Genomic DNA, 24,016 nt, shown 5'->3' with positions numbered 1-24,016 from the left:
TTAATAAGTAAATTTTGCTGAATTCTCTTCTTTTGTTAAAAGCAAACTTTTATGCTTTTCGCCAAGTTTACATTTTGTTAAATTTTGTTGTTGCGGAAAATGTTCAATTAGTATATTATTCTCAACTTCAATAGTTTTAAATTGATTGATGTTTGGTATTTCTAAATAAAAATAAACTAAATCACCTTCATATTCTTTGCCTACAAAAGTGAATTCTTTGGCAATTCCGTCTATTTTAAAATGTAACTTTTCTTTTAAATACTTTTTAAAGTAAATAGTGTTGTCTTTTAATTCTTTTTTTGTGCTTAGTTTTAAATCGATATTATAATCTTTATTTAAAGCAGTTTCTATATCATCCATAAAAACATTGATAATAATTTGAACGGATTTTGCTTCTGACTTATATTTAATTTGAGTTAAACTCAAATAGTATTTGTGTGCAGAAAAAGAGAGTAAGGGAATAATAAAGAGTAGTAAAAAAGTTTTGTTTAATTTCATACACTGTAAGAATCAAATAGTAGGCCAATTTAATCATTTTTTATGATTTCATGGTACGAGATACTTTCTGTTCTTAATATTTTAATGATTTCTAATAATTTGCCGTCTTTATGCATTTTTTCTATACCTAACGGATTGCAATACTCTAAGAAATGAAAGTATTTTTCAACAGGAATTTTAAGTTCATCAAAAAAGAATTTTTCGCCTAATTCTGAAAGTATTTTAAAAGGAAAAGCTTTCTTTAAAGCCAGCTCTCTTCTTAAAGCCCACAAACGCTCAGAATCTTTAAAAGGTATAGTAGCAGATGCACCCGCACCAACAAATCTACTATTTGGATCTGTATTGTTTACAGGCGGTTTTGCTCTAATATTTGCATCAATTGTTTGATCTTTTTGCTTAAAATTAACGTTTGAAAAATCTAATACTTTCGCTAACAAAGAATCTTTTTTATTATTAGGAACTGCTTTTGTGTCAATACCCAATCGTCCGCTTAAATGATGTCTTTTTAGCTCAAATGTATCTAATGTATAAATATTCGATTTTAATAAAATTTGCATATTTTTTTCTTTGATAATTTTTCTTGTGATAAGAAATAATCTAGGAATATGCTGCACAGACGATACTCTTAAAGAATCACCTTCGGAAACAAAAATTCGAAACAAGCCTTCATCACTAGAAAAAGTACCTTGTTTTGTTTTTAGGTTGATAATATTTGCGTTTTTAATAATACCAAGAGAATCTGAAACTTGACCGCTAATAATCTTGTTTTTTTCTTGAGAAAAGGAGTTGATACAATAGATAAAAAAGAAAGATGCAAAAAGTAATTTTTTTATCATAAGTAAGTTTTAGCTTTTTACAAATTAAGCAAATTTAATTCTTATTTTTAATAAATTTAATTCTAAACTTCTGTTAAATTCTTATTTTTTAAAAACTATTAATGTGTCTGTATTTACAATCTGAGGAAAAGTTTTGCTTTGATCCATTAAAATTTTAGTAACCTTTATATTTTCGTTTCTATTAAAGTAAGCAACAATATTACTTTTGAAACAGTAATTTAAAAACGGATTGATTTGCTCTCTTTTAATATGCAAATCTGTTATAAAAAAGTCATCAGTAAAATGTTTTCTAATTTTTGAAAGTCCGTTATCTTCTAACAAAATTTTTTGTAGTTCTTTTTTACGTTTGTTATTCCCGTTTAAAGTATTAAATAAATTATCTAAACTTACAACGCCACCAGATCTAAATTTTAAAACAGAAAGGTCTTTTTTTGCAATGGTATTTGCATACGGTAAATTAAGTGTGTTAGCATTTACTATTGGTGGCGGCATCATTTGCGGGTCTACATAAAAAATACTTCTAGGTTTTTTAAGAGTAATTTCATTTAAAGAATATGTTTTTTCTTCTAATGTAAGTTCTATTTTTTTTGTAGTTAAGATTTCTTTTGTAATTAGTAACTGTTTTTCCTGTAAATTAACATGTGTAAATTGTAAACTATCACCAATGTAAACAGGTATTTCAAACCAACCTTCGTCATTTGTAATTGTTCCTTGTTTAGTATTTTTATTGATAATATGAACATCAGAAACAACAGCTTTACCAAAAAAGATTTTGCCAATTATAAGTTTTCTGTTTTCTTGACTAAAGCCTAAAATTGAAAAAAAGAGTAAGCAGCAAATTAGATGTTTTTTCATGTTCACAAAGAACAGCCCTGTTTCTCTTAAAAATCTACTAATAAAATTGTAAACTTTTGTTAAACAAAAAAAGCATCCTAGTTATTAGGATGCTTTTAAGATTTTAGCTTCAAATTATTATTTTTCTAAAGTTATAAATGCTTTTCCAACTATTTCTGCATTCACGTTATTGATTGTAATAGTTTGATTAATTTTAGTTTCTACAACTATTTTAGAACCCGTATACTCCATAATTTCAATATTTATAATTTCTCCAGATTTAATTAAACTAAGGATATTATTGTCAATTTGCCAAGAACTAGATGAAGAACCAAAAGTGTTGTTTAAAAGAATAGCATCTAGGTAAAAGTTTTTTGTATAGGTTTGACCGTTTGTATAGGTAAGTTCAAAATTAAAGTTTCCATCTACAGAAACTTGGTTTGGGTTTTCATCAAAAGTAATAGAGGCATTGTAATTTTTACCAAATCCGCTTGCGGTAATAGTTAGTGGATCTGGAGAAGTTATATTTAATATTGCTGAATCAATTCTTAAATTTGTTAAACTCCACGTGCCAACTAGGTCACCACTTGTAATATCTGGTTTGGAACTTGTATTTACTTCACAAGCAAATAAAAGAGGAATTGCAATAAAAAGGAATAATAGCTTCATTTTCATGAGTTTTTTTTAGATTTTTAAATATACGAAAATTAATTATTTCTTTTTGTTATTTTTGAAGGATGAAAAAATTACTGATTGCAAGTACATCAACCATCCACGGAACTGGATATTTAGAATATTTGTTACCAACGTTAACTGTTTTTTTTGCGGATGTAAAAAAACTACTCTTTATTCCGTATGCCAGACCAAGCGGTATTTCTTACGATGCTTATACTAAAATTGCACAAAAAGCATTTGCTAAAATACATATTGAAGTTGTAGGAATTCACGAATTTGATAATCCGAAAGAAGCAGTTTTAAATGCTGAGGCAATTTTTACAGGTGGCGGAAATACTTTTGAGTTGGTATATCAATTGTATAAAAACGATGTTCTTGCTACTTTAAAGCAAGTTTTAGAAAACGGAACTAAGTATTTAGGTACAAGTGCCGGGAGCAATATTTGTGGTGTTTCTATGAAGAATACAAACGATATGCCAATTGTGTATCCACCAAGTTTTACCACTTTAGGATTGCTTCCTTTTAACATTAATGCACATTATTTAGATCCTTTAAAAAACTCAAAACACATGGGTGAAACTAGAGAAACTAGAATTAAAGAGTTTCATGTTTTTAATGAAACGGCCGTTTTAGGTTTGCGTGAAGGAAGTTGGTTAGAAGTTTTAGGGGATTCTATTACTTTAAAAGGCACTGAAACTGGTCGATTATTTGAAAAAGATAAAATTGCAAAAGAGTTAGAGTTGGGTCTTTTGATTATAAAATAGAGTTTACCAATTAATTTTAGTAACAATAGGGAAGTGGTCAGAATTTTTTTCTGAAAATGAACTAAACTGGTTAATAATAGCAGTTTCATCTGTAAATATAAAATCAATTCTCATAGGAAACCAATAATTAAATGTTTTTCCAAAACCTTTTCCTGCTTCTACAAAAGCATCTTTTTTGTTTTTTGAAATTTGATTATAAACCCAAGAATAACAAGTGTTGTTAAAATCGCCAGCTACAATTTTTTTACCTTTAAATTCTTTTTCGTGTGCTAGAAAAATTTCGGTTTGGTCGGCTTGTTTTTTAAATCGCTCTTTTAAACGTGCTACTAATTTTTCTGAGTTTGCTTGACCAAAATTTTCTTTACTTGTATTTAATTGTAAAGATTGTAAATGCAAATTATAAACTCTAATCGTATCTTTTTTTCTTAAAATGTCTGCAAAAATGATGTTGTTAGAAGTATGTTCTAAATTTAATGAACCAGTATTTAGAATAGGGAATTTAGAATAAATAGCCAAGCCAATCTTATCTTGTTTATTTTTTGTTTTAATATATTTATACGGATAATTAAATAGCGGCTTTTCTAAATTATAATATTCTTGAAAAAGTATAATGTCTGGCGATTGTTCGGTTATAAAAGTTTTAATGTTTTTAGAGATTTTATCATCATCTATCCATTTCCAATGGTTAAACATTCTTACATTATAACTCATTACTTTTATATCATCATTTAAAGAAGAGTTGCTTTCTGTTATTTTATAAAATGGCGTAGAAAAAACCCAGCCAATACCTAAAATAATAGCAGATAGCATAAATTGTTTCTTAAATTGTAGCAGCCAATAAAGCGCAAAAACCATGTTAATAATGATTAAAAAAGGAACAAATAAACTTAAAATAGCAAATACTGGTATCGTTTTTGGCGAAATATATGGCAGTAAAAATGACAGCAAAAGTATAGTTGCAATAAGCGAGTTTAGCATGTAAACTAACTTATTAAAGATGGATAAATTTTTCAAGTATTTTTATTTTTTTCCTTGTCTAAACAAGAATTCTTTTTCATTTTTTGTTAATGTATCATAGCCAGATTTACTTATTTTGTCTAAAATAGCATCAATCTGTTGTTGCGTAAGATCTGTATTTTTTTCTGAATTTGTTGTTTTTTTAGCCGATTTATAAACTGTTTTTAAAGGCTTTCTTTTTGTCTTAAACAGCGATAATATTCCGTTAAAGATATTAATTTCTTTATTGTTCGCTTTTGTAACATATAAAAAGCCAAAAAGACTTCCTCCTAAATGCGCAAAATGCCCGCCAGCATTGTTACCATCTAAAGCAATAACATCTAAAGCAAGCCAAAATGCAGCTAAATACCAAAGTTTTACAAAGCCAATAAATCGTAATTTTAATTGATAATTTGGCATGTAAGTGGCAATACCAATAAATATTGCTGAAATTCCTGCAGAGGCTCCAACCAATAAAGATGATTTACCTTCAAATAATGGAAAATAATTCTGACTAAAAATAAACAACAATCCGCCAAAAAAAGTTCCTAAAATATAGAAGCTAAGTAGTTGTTTCTCTGTAAAAAAAGCGATGAATAAATTACCAATAAAATGTAAAACTAAAACATTCATTAAAATGTGTAAAAAGTCTGCATGTAAAAATCCGTAAGTAATAATAGACCACGGTTTTTTAAATAAAGAACTGTAATCGTCATCCAAAGAAAACCATGCTACTAACCAATTTATTTCTCCTTTATACAATCCTTGTAAAACACTAATTAAAAGCGTTATAACAAACACAGCAATATTTATATAGATTAATTTATCTACAATGTTTCCGTTAAAATAGCGTTTTTTAAGATTGTCTATGAAGCTCATTAGTTTGCTTTAAATTCATTTTTTTTCCAATACCAAGCAATTATAAACCCTATTAAAGCACCACCAATGTGTGCAAAATGTGCAACATTACCAACAGAATATTTTGTCATTCCAAAAAATAAATCTCCCAAGATCATTACGGGAATAAAATATTTTGCTGCAATAGGAACTGGGAAAAATATCAAAGCTAATTTTGCATCTTTAAAGAACAGACCAAATGCAACTAAAACTCCATAAATTGCACCAGAAGCACCAACTGCTGGCGTATTATATAAAGATGTTATTTCGTTAAATTGTTCTTGACTAATAGCGCCTACAACTCTTGCATCATTTGTGCTACCACTTTTTAAAATGGATACTACCTCAGAGTTATTTAAACCTGCATTTATAAAGAGTTCATAAAGGTTATTAAACTGGTAATAATTTACTAAAGTATAAATTAAACCTGCTCCGATACCTGCAGAAAAATAGAAGAAAATAAATTTCTTTTTCCCCCACATTTGTTCTAAAGGCGTTCCAAAAGCCCATAAACCGTACATATTAAATAAAATGTGTGCAAAACTGCCGTGCATAAACATGTGCGTAACATACTGCCAAAGTCCAAAATTTTCGTTCATTGGAAAATGGAGCGCAAGCATGTTAGTAAAATCTAATTGTAACAATTGCGGTGCAACAAATACAATTACATTTATAATAATTAGGTGTTTTATAGCGTCTGTTAGATTGTTCATTTTTAACTATTAAATAAATTGTCTATCTCGTTTAAAGTAAGTGTTTTAAAGGTAGCTTTTCCGAAAGGAGAGATAGAAGGTTCTTTGCAAGAAAATAAATTATTTACCAAGCTTTCTCGTTCTTTTTCTGATAGTTGCGTACCTGTTTTTATGCATAATGTTTTTGCAAATGATTTTGCCATTACATCAAAATGACTAAAACTTGCATCTGGTACTTCTAGATTCATGTCGTTTAAAAGCGCTTCTAAAATGATGGTAATTTTACTTTCTATAACAGAAACTGGGATCCCTTTAATTGTTACACTGTCTTTAGTAAATTCATCAAAAGAAAAACCAGCATTTTCTAATTCGGTTTTTATTGTGTAAATCATTTCTATTTCTTGTGATGAAAAAGATATTTTTACAGGAAATAATAATTGCTGACTATTTGCCTCTTTTACTGTTATGCTTTCTAAAAATTCTTCATATAAAATTCTTTGATGTGCCAAAGATTGATGAATTAAAACCACCCCTGATTTTATCAAACTCATGACATATTTACGCTGAATTTGAAATGTTTTTTGGGTTTTTGATTCTTGCTGATGTTCAAATAAATCAGATTGACTTCCTTCATCAGAAAAAGCGGTAGACGTATATAAAGACTCCCAACTTTGTGTACTTTGTTCTCTTTTGTACGGAAAATTAATTTCTTTTTGTTTGGCTTCCCTAAAAGGATTAAAATCTGGATCAACAGTTATTTTGGGTACAGAGCCGTTTACTGCGTTTTTGTTTAAATGATACGAAGTATCTAAATTAGAATCTCGGTTAAAATCCAAGACTGGTGCTACATTATATTGGCCTAAACTGTGTTTTACAGTTGCTCTTAACATCGCATACAATGCCTTTTCATTGTCAAACTTTATTTCTGTTTTTGTAGGATGAATGTTGATGTCAATACTACTTGCAGGCACCGTTAAATATAGAAAATAGGAGGGATGTGCGCCATATTCTAACAAACCATCAAAAGCATTAACAACGGCATGATTTAAATACGAACTTTTTATAAAACGATCGTTCACAAAAAAGAATTGTTCGCCACGTTTTCTCTTAGAAAACTCAGGTTTTGCAACAAAACCTTCAATAGTAAGAATATCTGTATGTTCGCTAATTGGTACTAACTTTTCGTTCATTTTAGAACCAAAAACAGCTACAATTCGCTTTCTTAAATTACCACCTTTTAAATGATACACTTCATTGTTATTGTGGTGCATTAAAAATGAAATGGTAGGATGTGCTAATGCAACTCTTTGAAATTCATCAATAGAATGTCTGGTTTCTACCGTATCCGATTTCAGAAAATTTCTTCTAGCCGGGATGTTGTAAAATAAGTTTTTTACAGCAATGCTTGTACCTTTAGAAGTAGAAATAAAATCTTGAGAAACAATCTTACTTCCTTCAATTTTAATAGAAGTTCCTAATTCTTCACTTTCTTGTTTTGTTTTTAGCTCAACATGTGCAATAGCAGCAATAGATGCTAAAGCTTCGCCTCTAAAACCTTTTGTGCACAAATTAAATAGGTCTTCTGCTTTTTTAATTTTAGAAGTTGCGTGCCTTTCAAAACACATTCTAGCATCTGTAGCGCTCATTCCTTTACCATCGTCGATAACCTGAATAAGTGTTTTGCCAGCATCTTTTAAAAGTAGCGTTATATTTGTTGCACCAGCATCAATAGCATTTTCTAATAATTCTTTTACCACAGAAGCGGGTCTTTGAACTACTTCTCCTGCAGCAATTTGATTAGCCACATGATCTGGTAAAAGTTGAATAATATCTGACATTATTTTGTAAAAAATATAGACAAATCAAAATCTATGATGTACAAGAAAATAAGAACTAATACTAAAATGATATAGACAACCGTTTTGTTTGATCCTTTTTCTGCGTTTTTAAGTTCATTAATTGCACTGGTGAATTTAGTCTTTAAACCTTTATTTTTTCCTGTGGTGTTTCTAAACTTATCTAATTTGTGTTCTATTTTATAAGGACTTCCTTCGCCTTTGTAGTAGCGAGGTTGGTAATCAAATTTTTTGTTTGTTCTTTTTAAAAATCCCATAATGCTAAAAGTAATTGGTTCTTATTGCTCTATAAAAGAGCAATTACTATACCAATTTTAAGTGTTCCAAATTTAAAGAATTAAAAGGAATACATCAAGAAATGATGTTAAAAGTATTCTTAAATGTTTTTACTGATTTTTGCAAAATTTATGACCATTTTTATAATTCTATATAAAATTTATTTCATGCGTTTTTTCAATTAATTCCATCCCAGATTTTAGAAAAATCTTAACTGTAAAAAAGGTAGTTTTTGGAATATTATCAGCACTACTCATGTCAATTTGAAAATAATCATCAGCGTAATACTCATAATTTATGTCAAGTTCTCTATTTTCTAAATACTCTTTTATTGTAATTTGAGTACCAATATTTTGATAGGTGGTAAAATTATCTGTAACATCTAAAATTTCTGCGGTAACAGAATTGGTTGCTAAAATTTGGATAGAAGAAATAGGATTATTGTTAATGTATTTGTCAGGCAGGCAGCTACAAGCATACGCTGCAGAAAAACCCATAGAGCTTAAATTTATTTTAGACCTGTTTAAAGAAATTTGTTTCAGTTCAGATTCAATAAAAATGGATAATCCGAAGGAATTTTTATTAACTGGTGCTGTTATTTCTTCATTTTTAAAACCAGAAGTATCCCAAGCTTTTATATTCAGTATTTTGTTTATTCTTTCATACGTATTAACAGATCCGCAGCCACAAAAGTCGCAAGATGTTACTAAAAACTGAAAAATAAATAGTAGAGAAAGACAAATTACATTTTTGTTCATAGCAATTACGGTATATGTTTCCCTAATTTAAATAATTATATCAAGAATTGATGTTATAAATATTTTAAAATTCTAGATGCTATTTTAATCAAATAAAATGTATGCTTTGCCGCAAAGTTGGTTAGGACTATTTTTAGTATGAAAAAACTATTAACTTTATTTAAAACAATATGTGGTTATGCTTTATTAAAAATGTCTAAAAACCGATACTTTCAGACTTTGCATTTAAGTTTTTTAGAGCCGCCATTTTAATAGCAGCAACAGCACATTCTGTGCCTTTATTACCTAATTTACCACCAGATCTGTCTAAAGATTGTTGTTTAGTATTGTCTGTTAACACACAGAAAATTACAGGAACATCATGTTTTACATTTAAGTCTACAATACCTTGTGTAACTCCTTCACAAACAAAATCGAAATGTTTTGTTTCTCCTTGAATTACGTTTCCAATAGCAATAATTGCATCTACTTTTTGAGATTGAATCATTTTTTTGCAACCATAAACAAGTTCAAAACTTCCAGGAACATCCCAAGAAATAATGTTTTCTTTTGTTGCGCCACAATCTAATAAAGCTTCAATTGCACCTTTTTTAAGGTTTTGTGTAATTTCTGGATTCCATTCAGAAACAACAATCCCAAATCGAAAATTCTTCGCATTTGGGATTGTTGCTTTATCGTAAACTGATAAATTTGTTGTAGCCATTTTTTAGTTTTAAGTGATTAGTCTTTAGTTTTTAGTTGCAATTAACTGCTAACTGCGACTGTTTACTAAAAACTATTGAGCGTATTTAGCTGCATTTATAAATTTATCAATATCTAAACCTTGGTCAGATTTTGAATACTTTTCTTTTATTTGCGTAAATAATTTTGCTGCTTTATCGTATTCTTTTAAAGACATTGCAGTTTGACCAGCTTTGTATAAAAATAGTGGAGTTGTAAACTCATTCGATTTTTTATTTGCTGCTTTTTCATAATATTCTAAAGCATCTTCTGGTTGATTGATATCAGAAAAGGCATCGCCAATTGCTCCTAAAGAAACTGGACCTAACATTTCGTCATCAGAATTAAATTTACTTAAAAATTCGATTCCTTTTTGATATTGTTTCATCTGCAAGTAAGAAACACCTGCATAATAATTTGCTAAATTACCAGCATCCGTTCCGCTAAAAGATTCTGCAATATCTAAAAAACCATATTTACCATCTGCGCCTTCTAAACCTAAATTTAGCAAAGAATCAATTCCTGAACCCGCAAGTGCAGCTTCATCAAAATGTTTTCTTGGAAAAGCTAATTCATTAGAAGCTTCTATTTCATTTGGCTGAACGATATATTTATGATATCCTAAAAAAGCTAAGAAAATAACCACGATTCCTATTAAAGAATAGAATAAAGGTTTGCTGTTTTTTTCAATCCATTTTTCAGATCTTGTAGCAGTTTCTTCTAAAGTATGAAATACTTCAGCAGTTTCAAACTTTGAATCATCTAACTGATTTTGTTCGTTTTTATCTTTTGCTTTAAATCCTTTTTTCTTGTAAGTTGACATATTTCCTTAAAAATTAGTGGCGACAAAAATAGTTTTTTTAATTGGATTTTAAAAGAGGTTATTTCGCTAAATTTTCAATAATTTGCAATTCATTTTCAAACTTGTTTCTAATTCATGTATTTACAGAAAATTTCTCTAGTCAATTTTAAGAATATCGAATCGCAAACTTTTGATTTTCAGCAGAAAATAAATTGCTTTGTAGGTGATAATGGTGTTGGTAAAACCAATGTTTTAGACGCTATTTATTATTTGTCTTTTGCAAAAAGTTACTTTAATTCTGTTGCAATTCAGAATATAAAACACAATGAGCCTTTTTTTATGATCGAAGGCGAGTACAGTTTAAACAACAGAACAGAGCAAATTGTTTGTAGTTTAAAACGCGGACAAAAAAAAGTGTTAAAAAGAAATGGTAAAAATTACGATAAGTTTTCTGAGCATATTGGGCAGATTCCGTTGGTAATAATTTCGCCAGCGGATAGAGATTTAGTAACTGAAGGCAGTGATACCAGAAGAAAATTTATTGACGGAGTTATTTCTCAACAAAATAAAACGTATTTACAAGATTTAATTGCCTACAATAAAGTGTTAAGTCAGCGAAATGCATTGTTAAAATATTTTGCAGCAAATAGAACGTTTGATGCCTTAAATTTAAGTGTTTATAATGAACAATTAGCAGCTTATGGAACTAAAATTTATGAGGTTAGAAAAGACTTTTTAGAAAAATTTATTCCTATTTTTAATGAAAAATATCAAATAATTTCTGGTGATAAAGAAAGTGTAAACCTTCTTTATAAAAGTCAGTTGCAAGAGTATTCGATGCTAGAGGTTTTAAAAAAATCATTAGAAAAAGATAAAATTTTACAATATACAACATCAGGTATACATAAAGATGATTTAAGTTTTGAGATTGAAGAGTATCCTATTAAAAAGTTTGGTTCTCAGGGACAACAAAAATCGTATTTAATTGCGTTAAAATTGGCGCAGTTTGAGTTTATTAAGCAACAATCGAACATAATTCCTATTTTATTGTTTGATGATATTTTTGATAAATTGGATGAAAACAGAGTTTTACAGCTTATAGAATTGGTTAATAATGATGAATTCGGACAGATATTTATTACAGACACACATCAAGAAAGAACAGAAAATATTGTAAAACAGAGTAACAAACCGTATAAGATATTTAAACTATAATTTTTATTATTACTTTAGATGAACTTGTTTCAGTAAGAATAATAAAGCGTTCTTAACATTAATAATGAGATTGCCACATCAAACAAAAAAAGCTTGATTCGCAATAACAAATAACACAAATGGCAAAAAGAGAAAACGATTCATTTTCAATTCAGGATTTAATGCAAAGTTTTATCAAGGAAAATAACTTGACTAAAGGAATGCATAAAATTAAAGTAGAAGAAACTTGGACTAAAATGATGGGGCCAGGAATTGCAACACATACAACTTCTGTAAAACTGCAAAATAAAACATTGATTATTCAATTAAATTCATCCGTTCTAAGAGAAGAATTAAGTTACGGAAAAGATAAAATTATAAAAATGATGAATGAAGAATTGGGGGATGAGTTGGTTACTAAGTTGATGCTGGTTTAACTAATAGTTTTAAGTTATTAAGAAAAGTGTTCTTTATTCTGCTGTTTTAAAATCAATCAAAAAAGGGTTTAACGGAATTTCATCTTCAGTTCTACACCCGTTTTCTAGTAAAATTTGATATCTTTTATTCGGTTTTAATGTTATTTTATAAGGTATAGAAAGTCCGTCTTTTGAAAAATTAACTCCTATTAATGTAGGAAAATGTTCCTTACCTAATTCTCCAAATCCGCTTGATTTTATTCTGATATCCATTTTTTTAGAGAAAACTAACGTAATTTCAGTTGTTTTTGAGGAAACAGTTTGACTGTCATTTTTAAACTGTTTTATAGCAGTTACCATCGGTCTTTTTGCTTCAAATTTTTGATAAAGATTTTCTAAAGTATCCGAAAAATAACCAGCATTATTAACGAATTTTTCAATTTGAGATTCATTGTTATAATCCAATTCAATCATTTCTTTTATTGCTGCTTTTTTATCCAAAGACATGTTGTAATTTTTTTTTGCAATTCGGTATCCAATAAAATAGATTAAATCTCTAGTGTTGAATTGGTTGTTTTCATTCCACATCCAATCGCCCATTTTTCTAATATTAAACATTTCATTTCCGTATGCTTTTTTAAGCGCTACTTCGTTTTGTAAGCCGAATTCGAAATATTTAAAAGGTGCATTTTTGTTGGTTACCTTACTTGCTATAAAATCTGCAATGCCTTCAAATAAACTTTGAGATAGCGTATTATTTAAAGTAGGTTTTTGTTACGTGTGTAAATATTCATGAATATTTAAAAAATCTATATATTTTGTCGGATTTATTTTAAAGTAGTTTTTAATGGGGACTTAGATTCTCGTCAAATTCATCTGTAACCGTATTTTTATCACCTATAACAAATTCACATCTTATTAGCTAAATTGTCAAAACCAGTTCCTGCAGATTTAAAAACAACTATGGTATAGTAAAGAGTAGCAGGTTTTAAATTTGAATATAATTCTTTAAAATTTGCAATTCCTTCTCTAATTTTTAGATTGTACTTCTTGCTTTCTAAGGTTTTTTTTTTAATAGAATTCCAAAACTTAGGATACGTATTAATAGCATTAACACATTCTTTTGGTGTATAATTCCGAGCTTCAAACATCCGCTTTTAACCAATAGGGGCTTTGTCAATAAAAAGTTCATTGATCTATTTTAATTGAAGAATTGTATTTTTTGTAGTGGTAACTTTATCAAAAGCATCCCAAAAATTAAGTACATCTGTATTTATAATTTCTTGTGTTATTTTTGGTTACAGTTGAAAAATAGGAAAGTTTTCAATAGAAGTGTGACAGTTTTTTTTACTTCTAGTTAATTTCACAATTTATAATAAAACGTATAATTTCTCTTGTTATCACAAAAAAAATTCACAATAATTACGTTTTGAGTTTTAAATATATTAACGTATGGATTACTTAAAATTTTTTAAAAAGTCCAGCAAGAACTTCGGGACTTGTAGCTTGTGCTTTTTGTAGATTAAGAATTAGATAGGTGCCCAAAGCTTTTAATGCAGCATGTTTACCATAATTTCCTATCTTTTTAATGGCATCTTTACGTGTAATTTTTTCTTTAGACTTTGGTGTTTTTATTTGTTTTTTATGAAGCTTCGCCTTTCTAAATGGAGGTTGTTTATTCTAAGATTATTTTCTTGCTCAATGTACCCGCTTCGGTTTCTATCTGAATGATATAAACACCCTTTGCTAGTTTGGGTAACGCAAGATCTTTTGTTCCGTTAGTTACGAAAGTAGTAAGCAGCACTTGTTGGCCAGCTGCATTGTATCCCTTAATTGTTGTATTTCCTTGTGGTAAACCATCAAATCTTAAGGTAGTATTCGCTGTTTTATAAATGCTAATAGTGTTTAATGTAGCATTTTCTAGCACATTTAAAACATTTTGTGACGTATGTAAATAGAATCTTCCAATATCACTAATAGCTTCTGCTAAAGTAATTTTGTAGGTGGTATTTACTTGGTCTAATTGCGTAAATGTATTGTTCTCTCTATCTTCTAAATACACTTTAAGACCTTCTGGTAAGTTTAAAGTTTCTATAGAGAAAGTAATTTCTATATCGGCGGCAGTTTTTATACCAATGGGAATTACCATGCTTTCATAATCTGAGTTTGGCAACGATTGAATTCCTAGTTTTCTACCCGTACTATTTGCAACAGCATGCGTGTATAGGCTAAAGTTTTGATTGGCTCCCCCAAAAATAGAACTGTCATATCCGTTATCAAAACTGGTTGTGGTTCCTGCTATATAATAGATTTCTGAATGTTTAAAAACGGTGCCGTTTGTGAGTGATATTTTTATTTCTGGTCTGTTGTTGTTTGTTTTTAGGAAGGTATCTGTGCCTTGATGGCTTTGCATTGCTTCTGTAAAACTAAACGTTTTATCGCCATTCGCACTTACAAAAAAACCTTGCCCAGGCGCAATAAAGAAAGCTGCAGAAGCTAAGTTTTTGGTTGTGTAAGATTCGTTAGATTGGTCCCAAAACCACAATGTAGCTTCAGTTAAAAAATCATTGTCTACATCATTTATCGTTAAAAGATTGTTAACTGCATCTGCACCTGTATTTGCAGCAATATAAGAAGGATACGGGTTGCCAATTAAGTTAAAGCCGTTTGTGTTTGATGTTATTGCAATGTCTACTTTTTCAGTAGAAAGAGTGCCTGTAAAAGTAATGTCTTCGGTTTCTGATAGTTTAATTGCGCGCCCATCGCCTAAAACAAAATTTCCAGAATTGGTAGTTCCTGCTTGCCAAAAAGTAAAAGCTTCTGTAGTATTGTTATAATCTGATAAACCTCTATTGTCATCAGTACCAACAGCCATACTTTGCGCTCCTATAAAAGCGTCAATATCTTGCCCGCTAACAGGTGAAGAAATGAATTGCCAATTGGTACTTTCTATATTTCTTTTATAGTTGATTTCTCCAGTCGCATTGCCTGCTACAATAATAGAACTCCCAGAATTAAGTGTTGTAGTACCAGTATTTGTAAAATTTGTTGCAATTGATAATCCTGCACTGTTGCCTGATTCGGTAAAAGAGGCATCTGAATTTACAGTGATACTTTTTACACTTGCAGCCGTTGTAAGCACTGGCGCCGAACCTACATTTTCTATTGTTACATCAGAATTTGTATTAGGTACGCCATTAGACCAATTATCCGCAGTAGCCCAAGCATTACTTTCGCTTCCATCCCAAGTGGTGGCTGTGCTATTTTTATACCAAGATATCTCGCTATCATCAAACGACGTAGCAAGAATATCCATATCGCCATCACCATCCATGTCAGCGGCAGAAATAGACCTTATGTCGTCTGTACCATTTCTAAATGTAGCAGCGGTCCAAGACGGATTTGTATTCCCATCATTTAGATACCAAGATTTAGCTGAAAGAATGTCCATATAACCATCATTATTAATATCTGCTGCAGAAATAGCTATTGGACCAAGCCCTCCAAAAATACCAGTTTGATTTGGACCTGGGCCCGATGTAGCAACATTTTCAGCTGTAAAGGTTGGGTCTGCACTACCATCATTCTCAAACCACTTAATACCATTTTGTTTAACTGCAATAATGTCTATATCACCGTCATTATCCATATCTGCAGCAAAAATAGCTTGCGCAGCAGTTGCACCTGCTATGCCTATTTCAGTAAAAGTTGGATTTGCACTGCCATCATTTTCATACCACGCAATTTTACTATCACCTGATGATGCTGAAATAATATCCATATCACCGTCGTTATCCATATCGGCGGCAAAAATAGATCTTACCGCACTTGCACTGTTTGTAATGATTTCCCCATTTGAAAAAGAACCAGCACCGTCTGTACTTTCGTACCAAGCGATTCTGCTATTACCCCAACCTGACCCAATAATATCCATATCTCCATCGTTGTCCATATCAGCTACAAAAACAGAAGGTTTACCTTCTAAAAGCACACTCTTTCGTCTGTGAGTAAAACCCCTTGTAGACCAAGTAGAACCATCCCCATTATCATTGATATAAATTCTTATAGTGGCCTTAGAGTCTGATCCATCACCACTATCTCCTTCAATAATATCTAAATCGCCATCTCCATCGATATCGGCTGCAAAAAGCGCATATGGTTTAGTTGCCACAGAAGTAGTTCCTATATTTGTAGAGGTAAAGCTAGGGTTTGCATTGCCATCATTTCTATGTAAAGTGATCGTATAGAGCCAAAAGTTACAAGATATAATGTCAATATCTCCATCTCCGTCTATATCAGCTGGTATACTGAAAGTTGTAGCTTCCTGACGTGAACTATATTTAGGAACATCTGCAACATAGTTATCGGTCCAAGAAGGTGTAAAAGCATTCAGCGCGCTTTTGGAGGTAAAACTAAAACTTGTTGGGTTTGTTAAAACTTCATCTGCCGTGTTTAGTACAGCAGCAGTAAGTGTTAGGGTAATTACTTCGCCGGGTTTAAAGTTAGTTGTAGGGTTAAAGACAACAGTTTTGGTGCCACCACCAGAAAAGTCGCCCGCAATACTACCGGTATATCTTCCAGTAATCACAATGTTTGCAGCGGTAATGCTAGCAGTCTTCGTATTGTCACTAAAATTTAAGGTAATGTTCGCATCTAAAGCGATACTATTTGCTACTGCTGCAGGTGAGCTGGAGTCGAATGTAAATTGTGCTTGTAAAGATAGTGTGCACAAAAAGGTTAGAATAAGGGTGTGTTTAAACATAAATTTATAGTTTTTCTTTATTATGTGTACATCTCAAAAAAATAAAAATTTCAAGAATTTAGGATGCAATCAAATTTAAAAGTCTTTTCCAGGAGCTTCGGGGCTTGTAGCTTGTGCTTTTTGTGGATTAAGAATTAGATAAGTACCCAAAGCAGTTAATGCAGCATATTTGCCATAATTACCTATTTTTTTAATGGCGTGTTTACGTGTAATTTCTTCCACATTATTTTCTGACTGTCTTATTTTTTTCTTCATGATGGTTTGTATGTAAGTCTTGGGTTTTATTCTAAGATTATCTTTTTAATCAGTTTACTTGCTTCATTTTCAATTTGAATGATATAAACTCCAGCAGTTCTTTTAGGTAAAGTCGCATTGTAAGATCCGTTGGACATAAAAGAAGTATTTAAAACGTGTTTACCAAGAAGGTTAAATAGTTTTATAGAAGATTTACCTATTGGCAACCCAGTTATTCTTAAAGTATCAGGATTCAAATTATAAACTGTAATATTTTTTAAGACACTCGTTTCGTTAACACTTAAAGCACCATTTGAAGTGTGCAGATAAAATCTACCAGTTCCGTTTAAAGTGATTTTTGGAGTAAAAGAATAGTTAGTACCAACTTGATCTAAACGTGTAAATGTGTTCATTTCTTTGTCTTCTAAGAATAATTTAATACCATTAGGAAGGTTCAAAGATTTCGAAGAAAAGGTAACTTTTTTTCCAGCATCGGCTTTTAAGCCTAAAGGAATAAGCATGTTTTCATAATCTGAGTTTGGCAACACTTGTACACCTAACTTTTGGCCGCTATTATTTGCTACTAATTGGGTGTATAGTTGAAAAGAATTATTGCTATTGCCAAAAATAGTTCCATCATACCCATTGTCAAAACTAGTAGTAGTTCCTTCTATATAGAAAACACGTGTGTATTTGGTGTTCTTGCCTTCTTTTACAAATAATTTAATTTGAGGTCTTGTATCCGCTTGTTTTTGAAAGTTATCTGTTTTTTGATGTGTGATGTCTGCAATATCAAAAGTTGTATTTGTAGATGCACTACCCGCATTTAAAAAGAATGCTTGTGCTGGTGCAATTTCAAAATTGCCATCTACTCCTGAAGTTTTTGTCTCGTATTCACGAGAACTTTGATCCCAAAACCAGGCAGAAGCTTCGGATAAAATACCATCAGTAACATTATCGGCAAAGAAATCACCAAGATTTAAATAGGCAGTAAACGGATTTCCAACTAAATTAAAATTACTTGATGCTTGCGTTATTGTACTTATTTTGCTAACCGTATTTAGAGTTCCTGAAAAAGAAAGATTACCCGCGGTTGCTAATTTTACAGAATATCCTTGCCCAACATTTATGTTACCTGTAGAAGACGTATTTTGATATATCCATCTATTAGAGTTTAATGTATTATTATAACTTGCTAAACCAATATTAGTATCACTACCAGGAGCAAGACTATTATTCGTTCTTAATTTTTCTATAGTTTCGCCCGCAAAAGGGGAAGCCACTAAGTACCAATTTGTAGTTGATAAATTTCTATTATAAATTACAGTTCCTGTAGAAGTTCCGTTTACTTTAAGAGAACCACCAGAATTTATAGTAAAAGTTCCGTTTTGATTAAGGTTACCACTTATAGTAAGGCCGCCAGGAGAATTAACTGTTAATGTTGCCTCTTTTAGGATGGTTAGATCTTTGGATAACGCAATAGTATTTGCATCGATTACAGGTTTTTTTGTCGTATTAGGAATTACAACAGCGTTTGCAGCTGAAGGGGTTGCGCCCGAACTCCAGTTTGTCGTTGTTGCCCAATTTGTATCTGTTGCGCCTGACCAAGTATTACAGTTTGTAGACAAACCTCCATCACCAATAGTCCAACCTTTTGCCTCTAATGCTATTTTAGCATCAGCTCCAGCACAATGTTTTAAGGAAGATAGATCACCTAGATTTTGATTTGCAGGCAAAGAAGCAGCTGAAGCAGCCCATGCGATTAAAAGGTTGTCATAATTTATTGTTGATAAACTTGTTGTCCCATCAAGAAAAAAATCTAGACTTGTAACAGCAGTGCTAAAATCCCAATCAGAAAGATTTGCATTAAATGCTCTAGCATTTCTAAACACACTTTGCATATTGGTAACATTGCTTACATTCCAAGCAGAAACATCTGCATCAAATGCGTATGCATCCCGAAACATATTGTTCATATTGTTAACACTGCTCACATTCCAAGAAGAAATATCTTGATTAAATACTATAGCTCTGATAAACATATGTTTCATGTTTGTAACATTACTTACATTCCAAGAAGAAACATCTCCATTAAATGCGTTAGCATATCTAAACATATACCCCATATCGGTAACATTACTCACAACCCAAGAATTAAGATTTGCATTAAATGCGCCAGCATGTCTAAACATATTTTGCATATTGGTAACATTGCTTACATTCCAAGCAGAAACATCTGCATCAAATACGGATGCACCCCGAAACATCGCTTGCATACTGGTAACACTGCTCACATTCCAAAAAGAAATATCTTGATTAAATACGAAAGCGTTGCCAAACATGGATGTCATATTTGTTACGTTACTAACATTCCATTCAGAAATATCACCATTAAACATTGAAGCTGTATGAAACATGTAATGCATTGTATTAACATTACTCACATCCCAAGAATTAAGATTTGCATTTAATGTTGAAGCACCCATAAACATAAAAGATAAATTAGTGGTATTGGATAAGTCAGGTGCATCTGAGGCAGTTATATTTAATTGCGTACAATATTTAAAAGCATTACTTAAATCAGTTCCCCAAGTAATATCTCCCCATTGTGTAACTGTTTTTATCTTATCTTTTGAGTCAGTGATGCTACTGAAATTTATTCTTGTAGCACCAACACCAATACTAACTGTATAGGTTGCTGCACTTGCGTAACTATGTGTTGCAGTGCCTGTAATGGATTCTATTGTGCCATCTCCCCAGTCTATAGAGTAAGTACCAGACATAGGTATATTTATAGTTTCGTTTGCAGTGGTAGTTTCCCAAGTTGTAATGAATGCGGAAGAAGTAGTGCAATCTAACCCAGCATCATTAATCGTCCAGTTTTTTTTACCTTCTAGTGTTGCTTTCGCCTTTGCACCTGTACAATGCTTTAAAGTTGAGACATTTCCTATATTTACATCCGAAGGTAAAGAAAGAGCAATCGCATCCCAGGCTCTTAAAAGTTTATCATAATTTCTTGTTGATACGCTTGTTGCGTCTTCAAGGAAAAGGAAGAGATTGGTAACAGCACTAAAATCCCAAGAAGATATATCTTGATTGAATACGGTGGCTTTAAAAAACATAAATGGCATATTGGTAACGCTACTAACATCCCAAGAAAAAATATCGGAATTGAAGGTTGAAGCTCCATAAAACATAGCAGACATGCTGGTAACGCTGCCTACATTCCAAGAAGAAATATCTGAATTAAATAGAAAGGCATCGTAAAACATACCATTCATATTGGTAACATTACTTACATCCCAAGACGATAGATCTCCATTAAATGCGGAAGCAGCGTTAAACATACCTTCCATATTTGTAACATTATTTAAATTAGGCGCGTCTGTTGCTGTACTATTTAATTTGGTACATGCCTGGAAAGCAAAACTTAAGTTTGCTTCCCAAACAGTACCTCCCCATTGTTTAATGTCTTTTATTTTATCTTTGGAATGTGGTACACTTTTAAAATCTATTTTAGTGGCGGCGCCATTAATAGAAACATCGTAGCTTCCTACTGCTGTATAGGTGTGTTCTGCTGTATTAGTTAAAGATTCAGTTGTTCCGTCTCCCCAGTCTATAGTATAAGAACCAGATAAGGGTATTTTTACCACTTCGTTTGGGGAAGTTGTTTCCCAATTTGTAATAAATGGCAATGCTATTAAAATAGAAGTTTCTTTTGCTTCATCAATTTTAATAGACTCACTTTCTAGATGGTAAAACTTGTTTTCTTTGGTAAAACTTAAAGTTTTTGAAACTGTTGTTTTTGCATTTAAGGTTGAATTAATTAAAATAGCAACTAGAAATAGTAGTTGAAGTATTCTTTTCATGATGAGGGCTTTTTGCTAAACTAGCGGGATTTAAGCCCTAAAAAAAATACTTTATGTGCACTATTGGGTTTTCAAAAGATATATTGAGTTTTCAACAAGTATAAAAAGAGATAAAAAAAGAAATGGATAGCATTCACTTATTTTATACTGCTAAAAAATTTTGAAATTCTTGTGTTATAGAAATGAATATAGAAAAAATGCTGCTAAATATTAAGTGGTTTTGTTTTATTCTATCTATTAAAGTTAAAAATTGCTTCGATAACAAGTATATAATTATTTGATAGCAGAAAAAGCAAACGAATTAATTGACTTAATTTGAATTTTTATATAAGCTCTATTTTGTTTAAACGTGCATATTCGCTTGGAGTTAATGATGTGTGTACTTTAAAGGAATTGAAAAAAGTGCTATAAGACTCAAACCCTACTTCTACAGATAAAGATTCAAAAGTTCCTTTGACCAAATAACTATTCTCAATTAATCTAACGGCAACTTCAATTCTTGAATAATTTTTAAATTTTGTAAAACTAGTACTAGTAATATGAAACTTTAACAAATAAAAACAATGCGTTAGTGGAACACCTGTTATCCTTGAAAACTCTTTAACGTTAACTCCTTTTTTTTCAAATATATTATCTTTAAATATGTTTTGCTCAAATAGATGAAACACTTTAATTATTTCATTTTTATTGTAACGCTCGGATATTTTTGCTTCAATTTCTGATAAATCAGTATTCAAAGGTTTAATAGACCATGTATCTGTTAAAATTAAATCACTAAAAACATACCGGCTATTTTTTTTATATTTTGATAATATGTTTTTTCGAAATAGATAAAGAATACTAATTATAAGGATGAAGACATATATTAAAATATAGTTGAGATATTCTTTAAAAATTAGCTTGGTACTTCCTTTATTTAAATTTTCTCCTTTGTATGGAAAAAGATTGTTATTTACTTCCTTATTTCTAACCCTTTTCATGTCCCAACTTTTAGAAACTATCTCAAGTTTTTCTTTAAAGGCTTTGGCTCCATAAAACATCAGTTCCATGTCGGTAACTTTAGCGGTATTCCAGTTTGTTATATCTCCATTAAAAGCTTCCGCATAATAAAACATCCATTTCATATTAGTTACTTCGGCCGTATTCCAAATATCTCCATCTCTTCGGATATTTTGGTTAAAAGTAAAGGCATTTTCAAACATGGACTCTGTATTAAGTAAAGAAGTCGTATTCCAATTTGTTATATCTCCATTAAATGAGTGGGCGCTATAAAACATTCTATACATATTAGTTACCGCAGCTGTATTCCAGGAATTACCGTTTCTATTAATATTTTTATTGAATGCCGACGCCTCAAAAAACATGTATGACATATCCGTTACTTTCTGAGTACTCCAATTACTGATGTCACAATTAAATGCCGCTCTACCCTGAAACATAGCCATCATATTAGTAACGTTAGCTGTATTCCAGCTTGAAACATTTACTTTAAATAAAACATCTATAACATCAACTGAAAACATAAATTGCATATCAGTAACCGCAGCAGTATTCCAATTATTTAAACTTTGAGTTCCACCAACATCAAAGGCGATGCAGTTACCAAACATTCCGCGCATATTGGCAACATTGGCGGTGTTCCAGCCAGAAACATCTCCGTTAAAAATCATAAAATTATTAATATTCTTGTATTTACTGCCACCTGCAAATAGATACCTCATGTTTGTTATGGTGCTTACGTCCCAATTCTTAAAAGTTGTTCCTACTAAAGAAGAACAATTTTGGAATGCTCTAAACATCGAAGTGGTTTTAGAAAGGTTTGGTTCATCTGTTGCGGATACTGTTAAGTAGTTGGCTCCAAAAAAAGCGCCAAAAAAAGAACTCCATATTCCTTCGCCCCAATTAGAAATATCTAAAAGCATCGTTCTAGAAGGATGATTCCCGTTCAGAAACATGCTTCCAATATTTTTGGCTGCATCATTTACATCAATTTCGATGTTATAGCTGCCAGATACATTGTAAGTGTGTGTTGGAAATATACCGTTTTTATGGGTTGTAGCGCTGCCGTCTCCCCAATAAACTGTAATGTTTGCGTACTCTTTTAGAGGTAGCTCAAAAGTGCCATTTGGTATTTTCCATGAAGAAGTAAAGTTGTTATTTTGTGCATTGGTAAAAAAAAGGGAGAAACTATAGACGACTATAAATATTAAGTTTCTTAGGGGCATAAATTTTAATAGGAAAAATAATTATTGAATTTCTTGAAACAAACCTAAGGCGAATATTCTTTATATGCCTTAAAAATTGGATAACTTTTTATAATTCTAAAAGACAAATTATCTTTTTAAAAGATGAAATAGTAATAAAGTAATAAAAAGGAATGCTAAATAGAATTTGTAAATTTTACTTTTTAGCACAAAAAAACTCACAACAATTACGTTGTGAGTTTTTTAAATATGTTGTAAACTAAGAATTAAAAATCCTTAAAATTGCTCTCTTCCAGAAAAGTGAAAGTTTCCTTCAATTTGAGCATTTTCATCAGAATCAGAACCATGTACAGCATTTTCTCCCATAGAAGTAGCGTATAATTTTCTAATTGTTCCTTCTGCAGCATCCGCAGGATTTGTAGCACCAATTAAGGTTCTAAAATCTTCTACTGCATTTTCTTTTTCTAAGATTGCAGCAACTACTGGTCCACGTGTCATAAATTCAACTAATTCTCCAAAAAACGGACGCTCATTATGCACAGCATAAAAAGTTTCAGCATCAGCTTTTGTCATTTGTGTTTTCTTTAAAGCTACAATTCTAAATCCTGCAGCATTTATTTTTTCTAATATTGCGCCAGTATGTCCGTTTTCTACAGCATCTGGTTTAAGCATTGTAAATGTTCTATTTGTTGCCATTCTGTTTTTTAATTTTTTGCAAAAGTAGGTCTTTTAT

22 protein-coding genes are annotated in these 24,016 nt (G+C 30.9%); 3 read left to right on the top strand and 19 right to left on the bottom strand.

Translation table 11 applies throughout. From position 1 onward, the window contains the following. The 4 genes from BTO16_RS06040 to BTO16_RS06025 form a co-directional block, all read right to left on the bottom strand. Positions 1 to 498 (bottom strand): DUF6702 family protein, encoded by a 498-nt coding sequence (locus tag BTO16_RS06040; protein WP_105020727.1) that lies wholly within the window; start codon positions 496 to 498, stop codon positions 1 to 3. 29 nt (positions 499 to 527) lie between these two features. Next, the gene (locus BTO16_RS06035) at positions 528 to 1,334 is read right to left on the bottom strand and encodes a hypothetical protein (RefSeq protein WP_105020726.1); all 807 of its coding nucleotides are present in this window, start codon (positions 1,332 to 1,334) and stop codon (positions 528 to 530) included. A gap of 81 nt (positions 1,335 to 1,415) precedes the next feature. Then, positions 1,416 to 2,189 carry a peptidase associated/transthyretin-like domain-containing protein gene (locus BTO16_RS06030; protein WP_105020725.1) on the bottom strand — a complete coding sequence of 258 codons (774 nt, stop codon included), beginning with the start codon at positions 2,187 to 2,189 and terminating at the stop codon, positions 1,416 to 1,418. 117 nt (positions 2,190 to 2,306) lie between these two features. Further along, positions 2,307 to 2,837, bottom strand: a complete 531-nt coding sequence (locus tag BTO16_RS06025) for a lipocalin family protein (RefSeq protein WP_105020724.1) — start codon at positions 2,835 to 2,837, stop codon at positions 2,307 to 2,309. A gap of 68 nt (positions 2,838 to 2,905) precedes the next feature. Between BTO16_RS06025 and pepE the strand changes: the two genes are divergently transcribed. Then, a complete protein-coding gene (pepE, locus tag BTO16_RS06020) occupies positions 2,906 to 3,607 on the top strand; it encodes a dipeptidase PepE (RefSeq protein WP_105020723.1) in 702 nt (233 codons plus the stop codon). A gap of 3 nt (positions 3,608 to 3,610) precedes the next feature. Here pepE and BTO16_RS06015 read toward each other — a convergent pair whose 3' ends face one another. From BTO16_RS06015 to BTO16_RS05980, 8 genes are all read right to left on the bottom strand, one after another. Beyond that, positions 3,611 to 4,621, bottom strand: a complete 1,011-nt coding sequence (locus BTO16_RS06015; protein WP_105020722.1) for an endonuclease/exonuclease/phosphatase family protein — start codon at positions 4,619 to 4,621, stop codon at positions 3,611 to 3,613. A gap of 6 nt (positions 4,622 to 4,627) precedes the next feature. After that, on the bottom strand, positions 4,628 to 5,482 hold the full coding sequence (locus tag BTO16_RS06010) for a rhomboid family intramembrane serine protease (RefSeq protein ID WP_105020721.1): 855 nt from the start codon (positions 5,480 to 5,482) through the stop codon (positions 4,628 to 4,630). Next, positions 5,482 to 6,213: a rhomboid family intramembrane serine protease gene (locus tag BTO16_RS06005; RefSeq protein ID WP_105020720.1), complete on the bottom strand. Its 732-nt coding sequence runs from the start codon at positions 6,211 to 6,213 to the stop codon at positions 5,482 to 5,484. Before BTO16_RS06005 ends, BTO16_RS06010 begins: the two co-directional genes overlap by 1 nt. A 2-nt stretch (positions 6,214 to 6,215) precedes the next feature. Further along, complete coding sequence (mutL, locus tag BTO16_RS06000) at positions 6,216 to 8,030, bottom strand: DNA mismatch repair endonuclease MutL (RefSeq protein ID WP_105020719.1); 1,815 nt, start codon at positions 8,028 to 8,030, stop codon at positions 6,216 to 6,218. Beyond that, positions 8,030 to 8,305, bottom strand: a complete 276-nt coding sequence (locus tag BTO16_RS05995; RefSeq protein ID WP_105020718.1) for a riboflavin synthase subunit beta — start codon at positions 8,303 to 8,305, stop codon at positions 8,030 to 8,032. The genes mutL and BTO16_RS05995 overlap by 1 nt, the downstream gene beginning before the upstream one ends. Positions 8,306 to 8,473: 168 nt before the next feature. Beyond that, on the bottom strand, positions 8,474 to 9,082 hold the full coding sequence (locus BTO16_RS05990; protein ID WP_105020717.1) for a hypothetical protein: 609 nt from the start codon (positions 9,080 to 9,082) through the stop codon (positions 8,474 to 8,476). Between the two features lie 196 nt (positions 9,083 to 9,278). Beyond that, positions 9,279 to 9,785 (bottom strand): 6,7-dimethyl-8-ribityllumazine synthase, encoded by a 507-nt coding sequence (gene ribH / locus BTO16_RS05985; protein WP_105020716.1) that lies wholly within the window; start codon positions 9,783 to 9,785, stop codon positions 9,279 to 9,281. Between the two features lie 72 nt (positions 9,786 to 9,857). Next, positions 9,858 to 10,625: a tetratricopeptide repeat protein gene (locus tag BTO16_RS05980; RefSeq protein ID WP_105020715.1), complete on the bottom strand. Its 768-nt coding sequence runs from the start codon at positions 10,623 to 10,625 to the stop codon at positions 9,858 to 9,860. 114 nt (positions 10,626 to 10,739) lie between these two features. Between BTO16_RS05980 and recF the strand changes: the two genes are divergently transcribed. Both recF and BTO16_RS05970 read left to right on the top strand, forming a co-directional pair. Beyond that, positions 10,740 to 11,819: a DNA replication/repair protein RecF gene (recF, locus tag BTO16_RS05975; protein ID WP_105020714.1), complete on the top strand. Its 1,080-nt coding sequence runs from the start codon at positions 10,740 to 10,742 to the stop codon at positions 11,817 to 11,819. Between the two features lie 119 nt (positions 11,820 to 11,938). Beyond that, the gene (locus BTO16_RS05970; protein WP_105020713.1) at positions 11,939 to 12,235 is read left to right on the top strand and encodes a DUF721 domain-containing protein; all 297 of its coding nucleotides are present in this window, start codon (positions 11,939 to 11,941) and stop codon (positions 12,233 to 12,235) included. 33 nt (positions 12,236 to 12,268) lie between these two features. Here BTO16_RS05970 and BTO16_RS05965 read toward each other — a convergent pair whose 3' ends face one another. From BTO16_RS05965 to BTO16_RS05935, 7 genes are all read right to left on the bottom strand, one after another. Then, positions 12,269 to 12,832 carry a hypothetical protein gene (locus BTO16_RS05965; RefSeq protein WP_105020712.1) on the bottom strand — a complete coding sequence of 188 codons (564 nt, stop codon included), beginning with the start codon at positions 12,830 to 12,832 and terminating at the stop codon, positions 12,269 to 12,271. Positions 12,833 to 13,122: 290 nt separating this feature from the next. Continuing rightward, positions 13,123 to 13,365, bottom strand: coding sequence for a hypothetical protein (locus BTO16_RS05960; protein ID WP_105020711.1), 243 nt, complete (start codon positions 13,363 to 13,365; stop codon positions 13,123 to 13,125). A 524-nt stretch (positions 13,366 to 13,889) separates the two neighbouring features. After that, positions 13,890 to 16,976, bottom strand: a complete 3,087-nt coding sequence (locus BTO16_RS05955) for an FG-GAP-like repeat-containing protein (protein WP_105020710.1) — start codon at positions 16,974 to 16,976, stop codon at positions 13,890 to 13,892. Positions 16,977 to 17,051: 75 nt separating this feature from the next. Continuing rightward, entirely contained in the window at positions 17,052 to 17,231 is a 180-nt protein-coding gene (locus tag BTO16_RS05950) for a hypothetical protein (RefSeq protein WP_105020709.1), read from the bottom strand. 26 nt (positions 17,232 to 17,257) lie between these two features. Further along, complete coding sequence (locus tag BTO16_RS05945; RefSeq protein ID WP_105020708.1) at positions 17,258 to 21,079, bottom strand: BspA family leucine-rich repeat surface protein; 3,822 nt, start codon at positions 21,077 to 21,079, stop codon at positions 17,258 to 17,260. 323 nt (positions 21,080 to 21,402) lie between these two features. Then, positions 21,403 to 23,304 (bottom strand): BspA family leucine-rich repeat surface protein, encoded by a 1,902-nt coding sequence (locus tag BTO16_RS05940; protein ID WP_105020707.1) that lies wholly within the window; start codon positions 23,302 to 23,304, stop codon positions 21,403 to 21,405. Positions 23,305 to 23,559: 255 nt separating this feature from the next. Further along, positions 23,560 to 23,979, bottom strand: a complete 420-nt coding sequence (locus BTO16_RS05935) for a nucleoside-diphosphate kinase (RefSeq protein WP_105020706.1) — start codon at positions 23,977 to 23,979, stop codon at positions 23,560 to 23,562. Positions 23,980 to 24,016 lie beyond the last annotated feature (37 nt).

It is taken from the genome of Polaribacter glomeratus, from assembly GCF_002954665.1.
GTDB lineage: Bacteria > Bacteroidota > Bacteroidia > Flavobacteriales > Flavobacteriaceae > Polaribacter > Polaribacter glomeratus.
This window is presented reverse-complemented; position numbering and strand designations above follow the sequence as displayed.

Excerpts from the sequence above, each read along its gene's own strand:
- BTO16_RS06040 (WP_105020727.1), bottom strand. The coding sequence starts at position 498 with ATGAAATTAAACAAAACTTTTTTACTACTCTTTATTATTCCCTTACTC.
- BTO16_RS06035 (WP_105020726.1), bottom strand. The coding sequence starts at position 1,334 with ATGATAAAAAAATTACTTTTTGCATCTTTCTTTTTTATCTATTGTATC.
- BTO16_RS06030 (WP_105020725.1), bottom strand. The coding sequence starts at position 2,189 with ATGAAAAAACATCTAATTTGCTGCTTACTCTTTTTTTCAATTTTAGGC.
- BTO16_RS06025 (WP_105020724.1), bottom strand. The coding sequence starts at position 2,837 with ATGAAGCTATTATTCCTTTTTATTGCAATTCCTCTTTTATTTGCTTGT.
- pepE (WP_105020723.1), top strand. The coding sequence starts at position 2,906 with ATGAAAAAATTACTGATTGCAAGTACATCAACCATCCACGGAACTGGA.
- BTO16_RS06010 (WP_105020721.1), bottom strand. The coding sequence starts at position 5,482 with ATGAGCTTCATAGACAATCTTAAAAAACGCTATTTTAACGGAAACATT.
- BTO16_RS06005 (WP_105020720.1), bottom strand. The coding sequence starts at position 6,213 with ATGAACAATCTAACAGACGCTATAAAACACCTAATTATTATAAATGTA.
- mutL (WP_105020719.1), bottom strand. The coding sequence starts at position 8,030 with ATGTCAGATATTATTCAACTTTTACCAGATCATGTGGCTAATCAAATT.
- BTO16_RS05995 (WP_105020718.1), bottom strand. The coding sequence starts at position 8,305 with ATGGGATTTTTAAAAAGAACAAACAAAAAATTTGATTACCAACCTCGC.
- BTO16_RS05990 (WP_105020717.1), bottom strand. The coding sequence starts at position 9,082 with ATGAACAAAAATGTAATTTGTCTTTCTCTACTATTTATTTTTCAGTTT.
- ribH (WP_105020716.1), bottom strand. The coding sequence starts at position 9,785 with ATGGCTACAACAAATTTATCAGTTTACGATAAAGCAACAATCCCAAAT.
- BTO16_RS05980 (WP_105020715.1), bottom strand. The coding sequence starts at position 10,625 with ATGTCAACTTACAAGAAAAAAGGATTTAAAGCAAAAGATAAAAACGAA.
- recF (WP_105020714.1), top strand. The coding sequence starts at position 10,740 with ATGTATTTACAGAAAATTTCTCTAGTCAATTTTAAGAATATCGAATCG.
- BTO16_RS05970 (WP_105020713.1), top strand. The coding sequence starts at position 11,939 with ATGGCAAAAAGAGAAAACGATTCATTTTCAATTCAGGATTTAATGCAA.
- BTO16_RS05965 (WP_105020712.1), bottom strand. The coding sequence starts at position 12,832 with ATGTTTAATATTAGAAAAATGGGCGATTGGATGTGGAATGAAAACAAC.
- BTO16_RS05960 (WP_105020711.1), bottom strand. The coding sequence starts at position 13,365 with ATGTTTGAAGCTCGGAATTATACACCAAAAGAATGTGTTAATGCTATT.
- BTO16_RS05955 (WP_105020710.1), bottom strand. The coding sequence starts at position 16,976 with ATGTTTAAACACACCCTTATTCTAACCTTTTTGTGCACACTATCTTTA.
- BTO16_RS05950 (WP_105020709.1), bottom strand. The coding sequence starts at position 17,231 with ATGAAGAAAAAAATAAGACAGTCAGAAAATAATGTGGAAGAAATTACA.
- BTO16_RS05945 (WP_105020708.1), bottom strand. The coding sequence starts at position 21,079 with ATGAAAAGAATACTTCAACTACTATTTCTAGTTGCTATTTTAATTAAT.
- BTO16_RS05940 (WP_105020707.1), bottom strand. The coding sequence starts at position 23,304 with ATGCCCCTAAGAAACTTAATATTTATAGTCGTCTATAGTTTCTCCCTT.
- BTO16_RS05935 (WP_105020706.1), bottom strand. The coding sequence starts at position 23,979 with ATGGCAACAAATAGAACATTTACAATGCTTAAACCAGATGCTGTAGAA.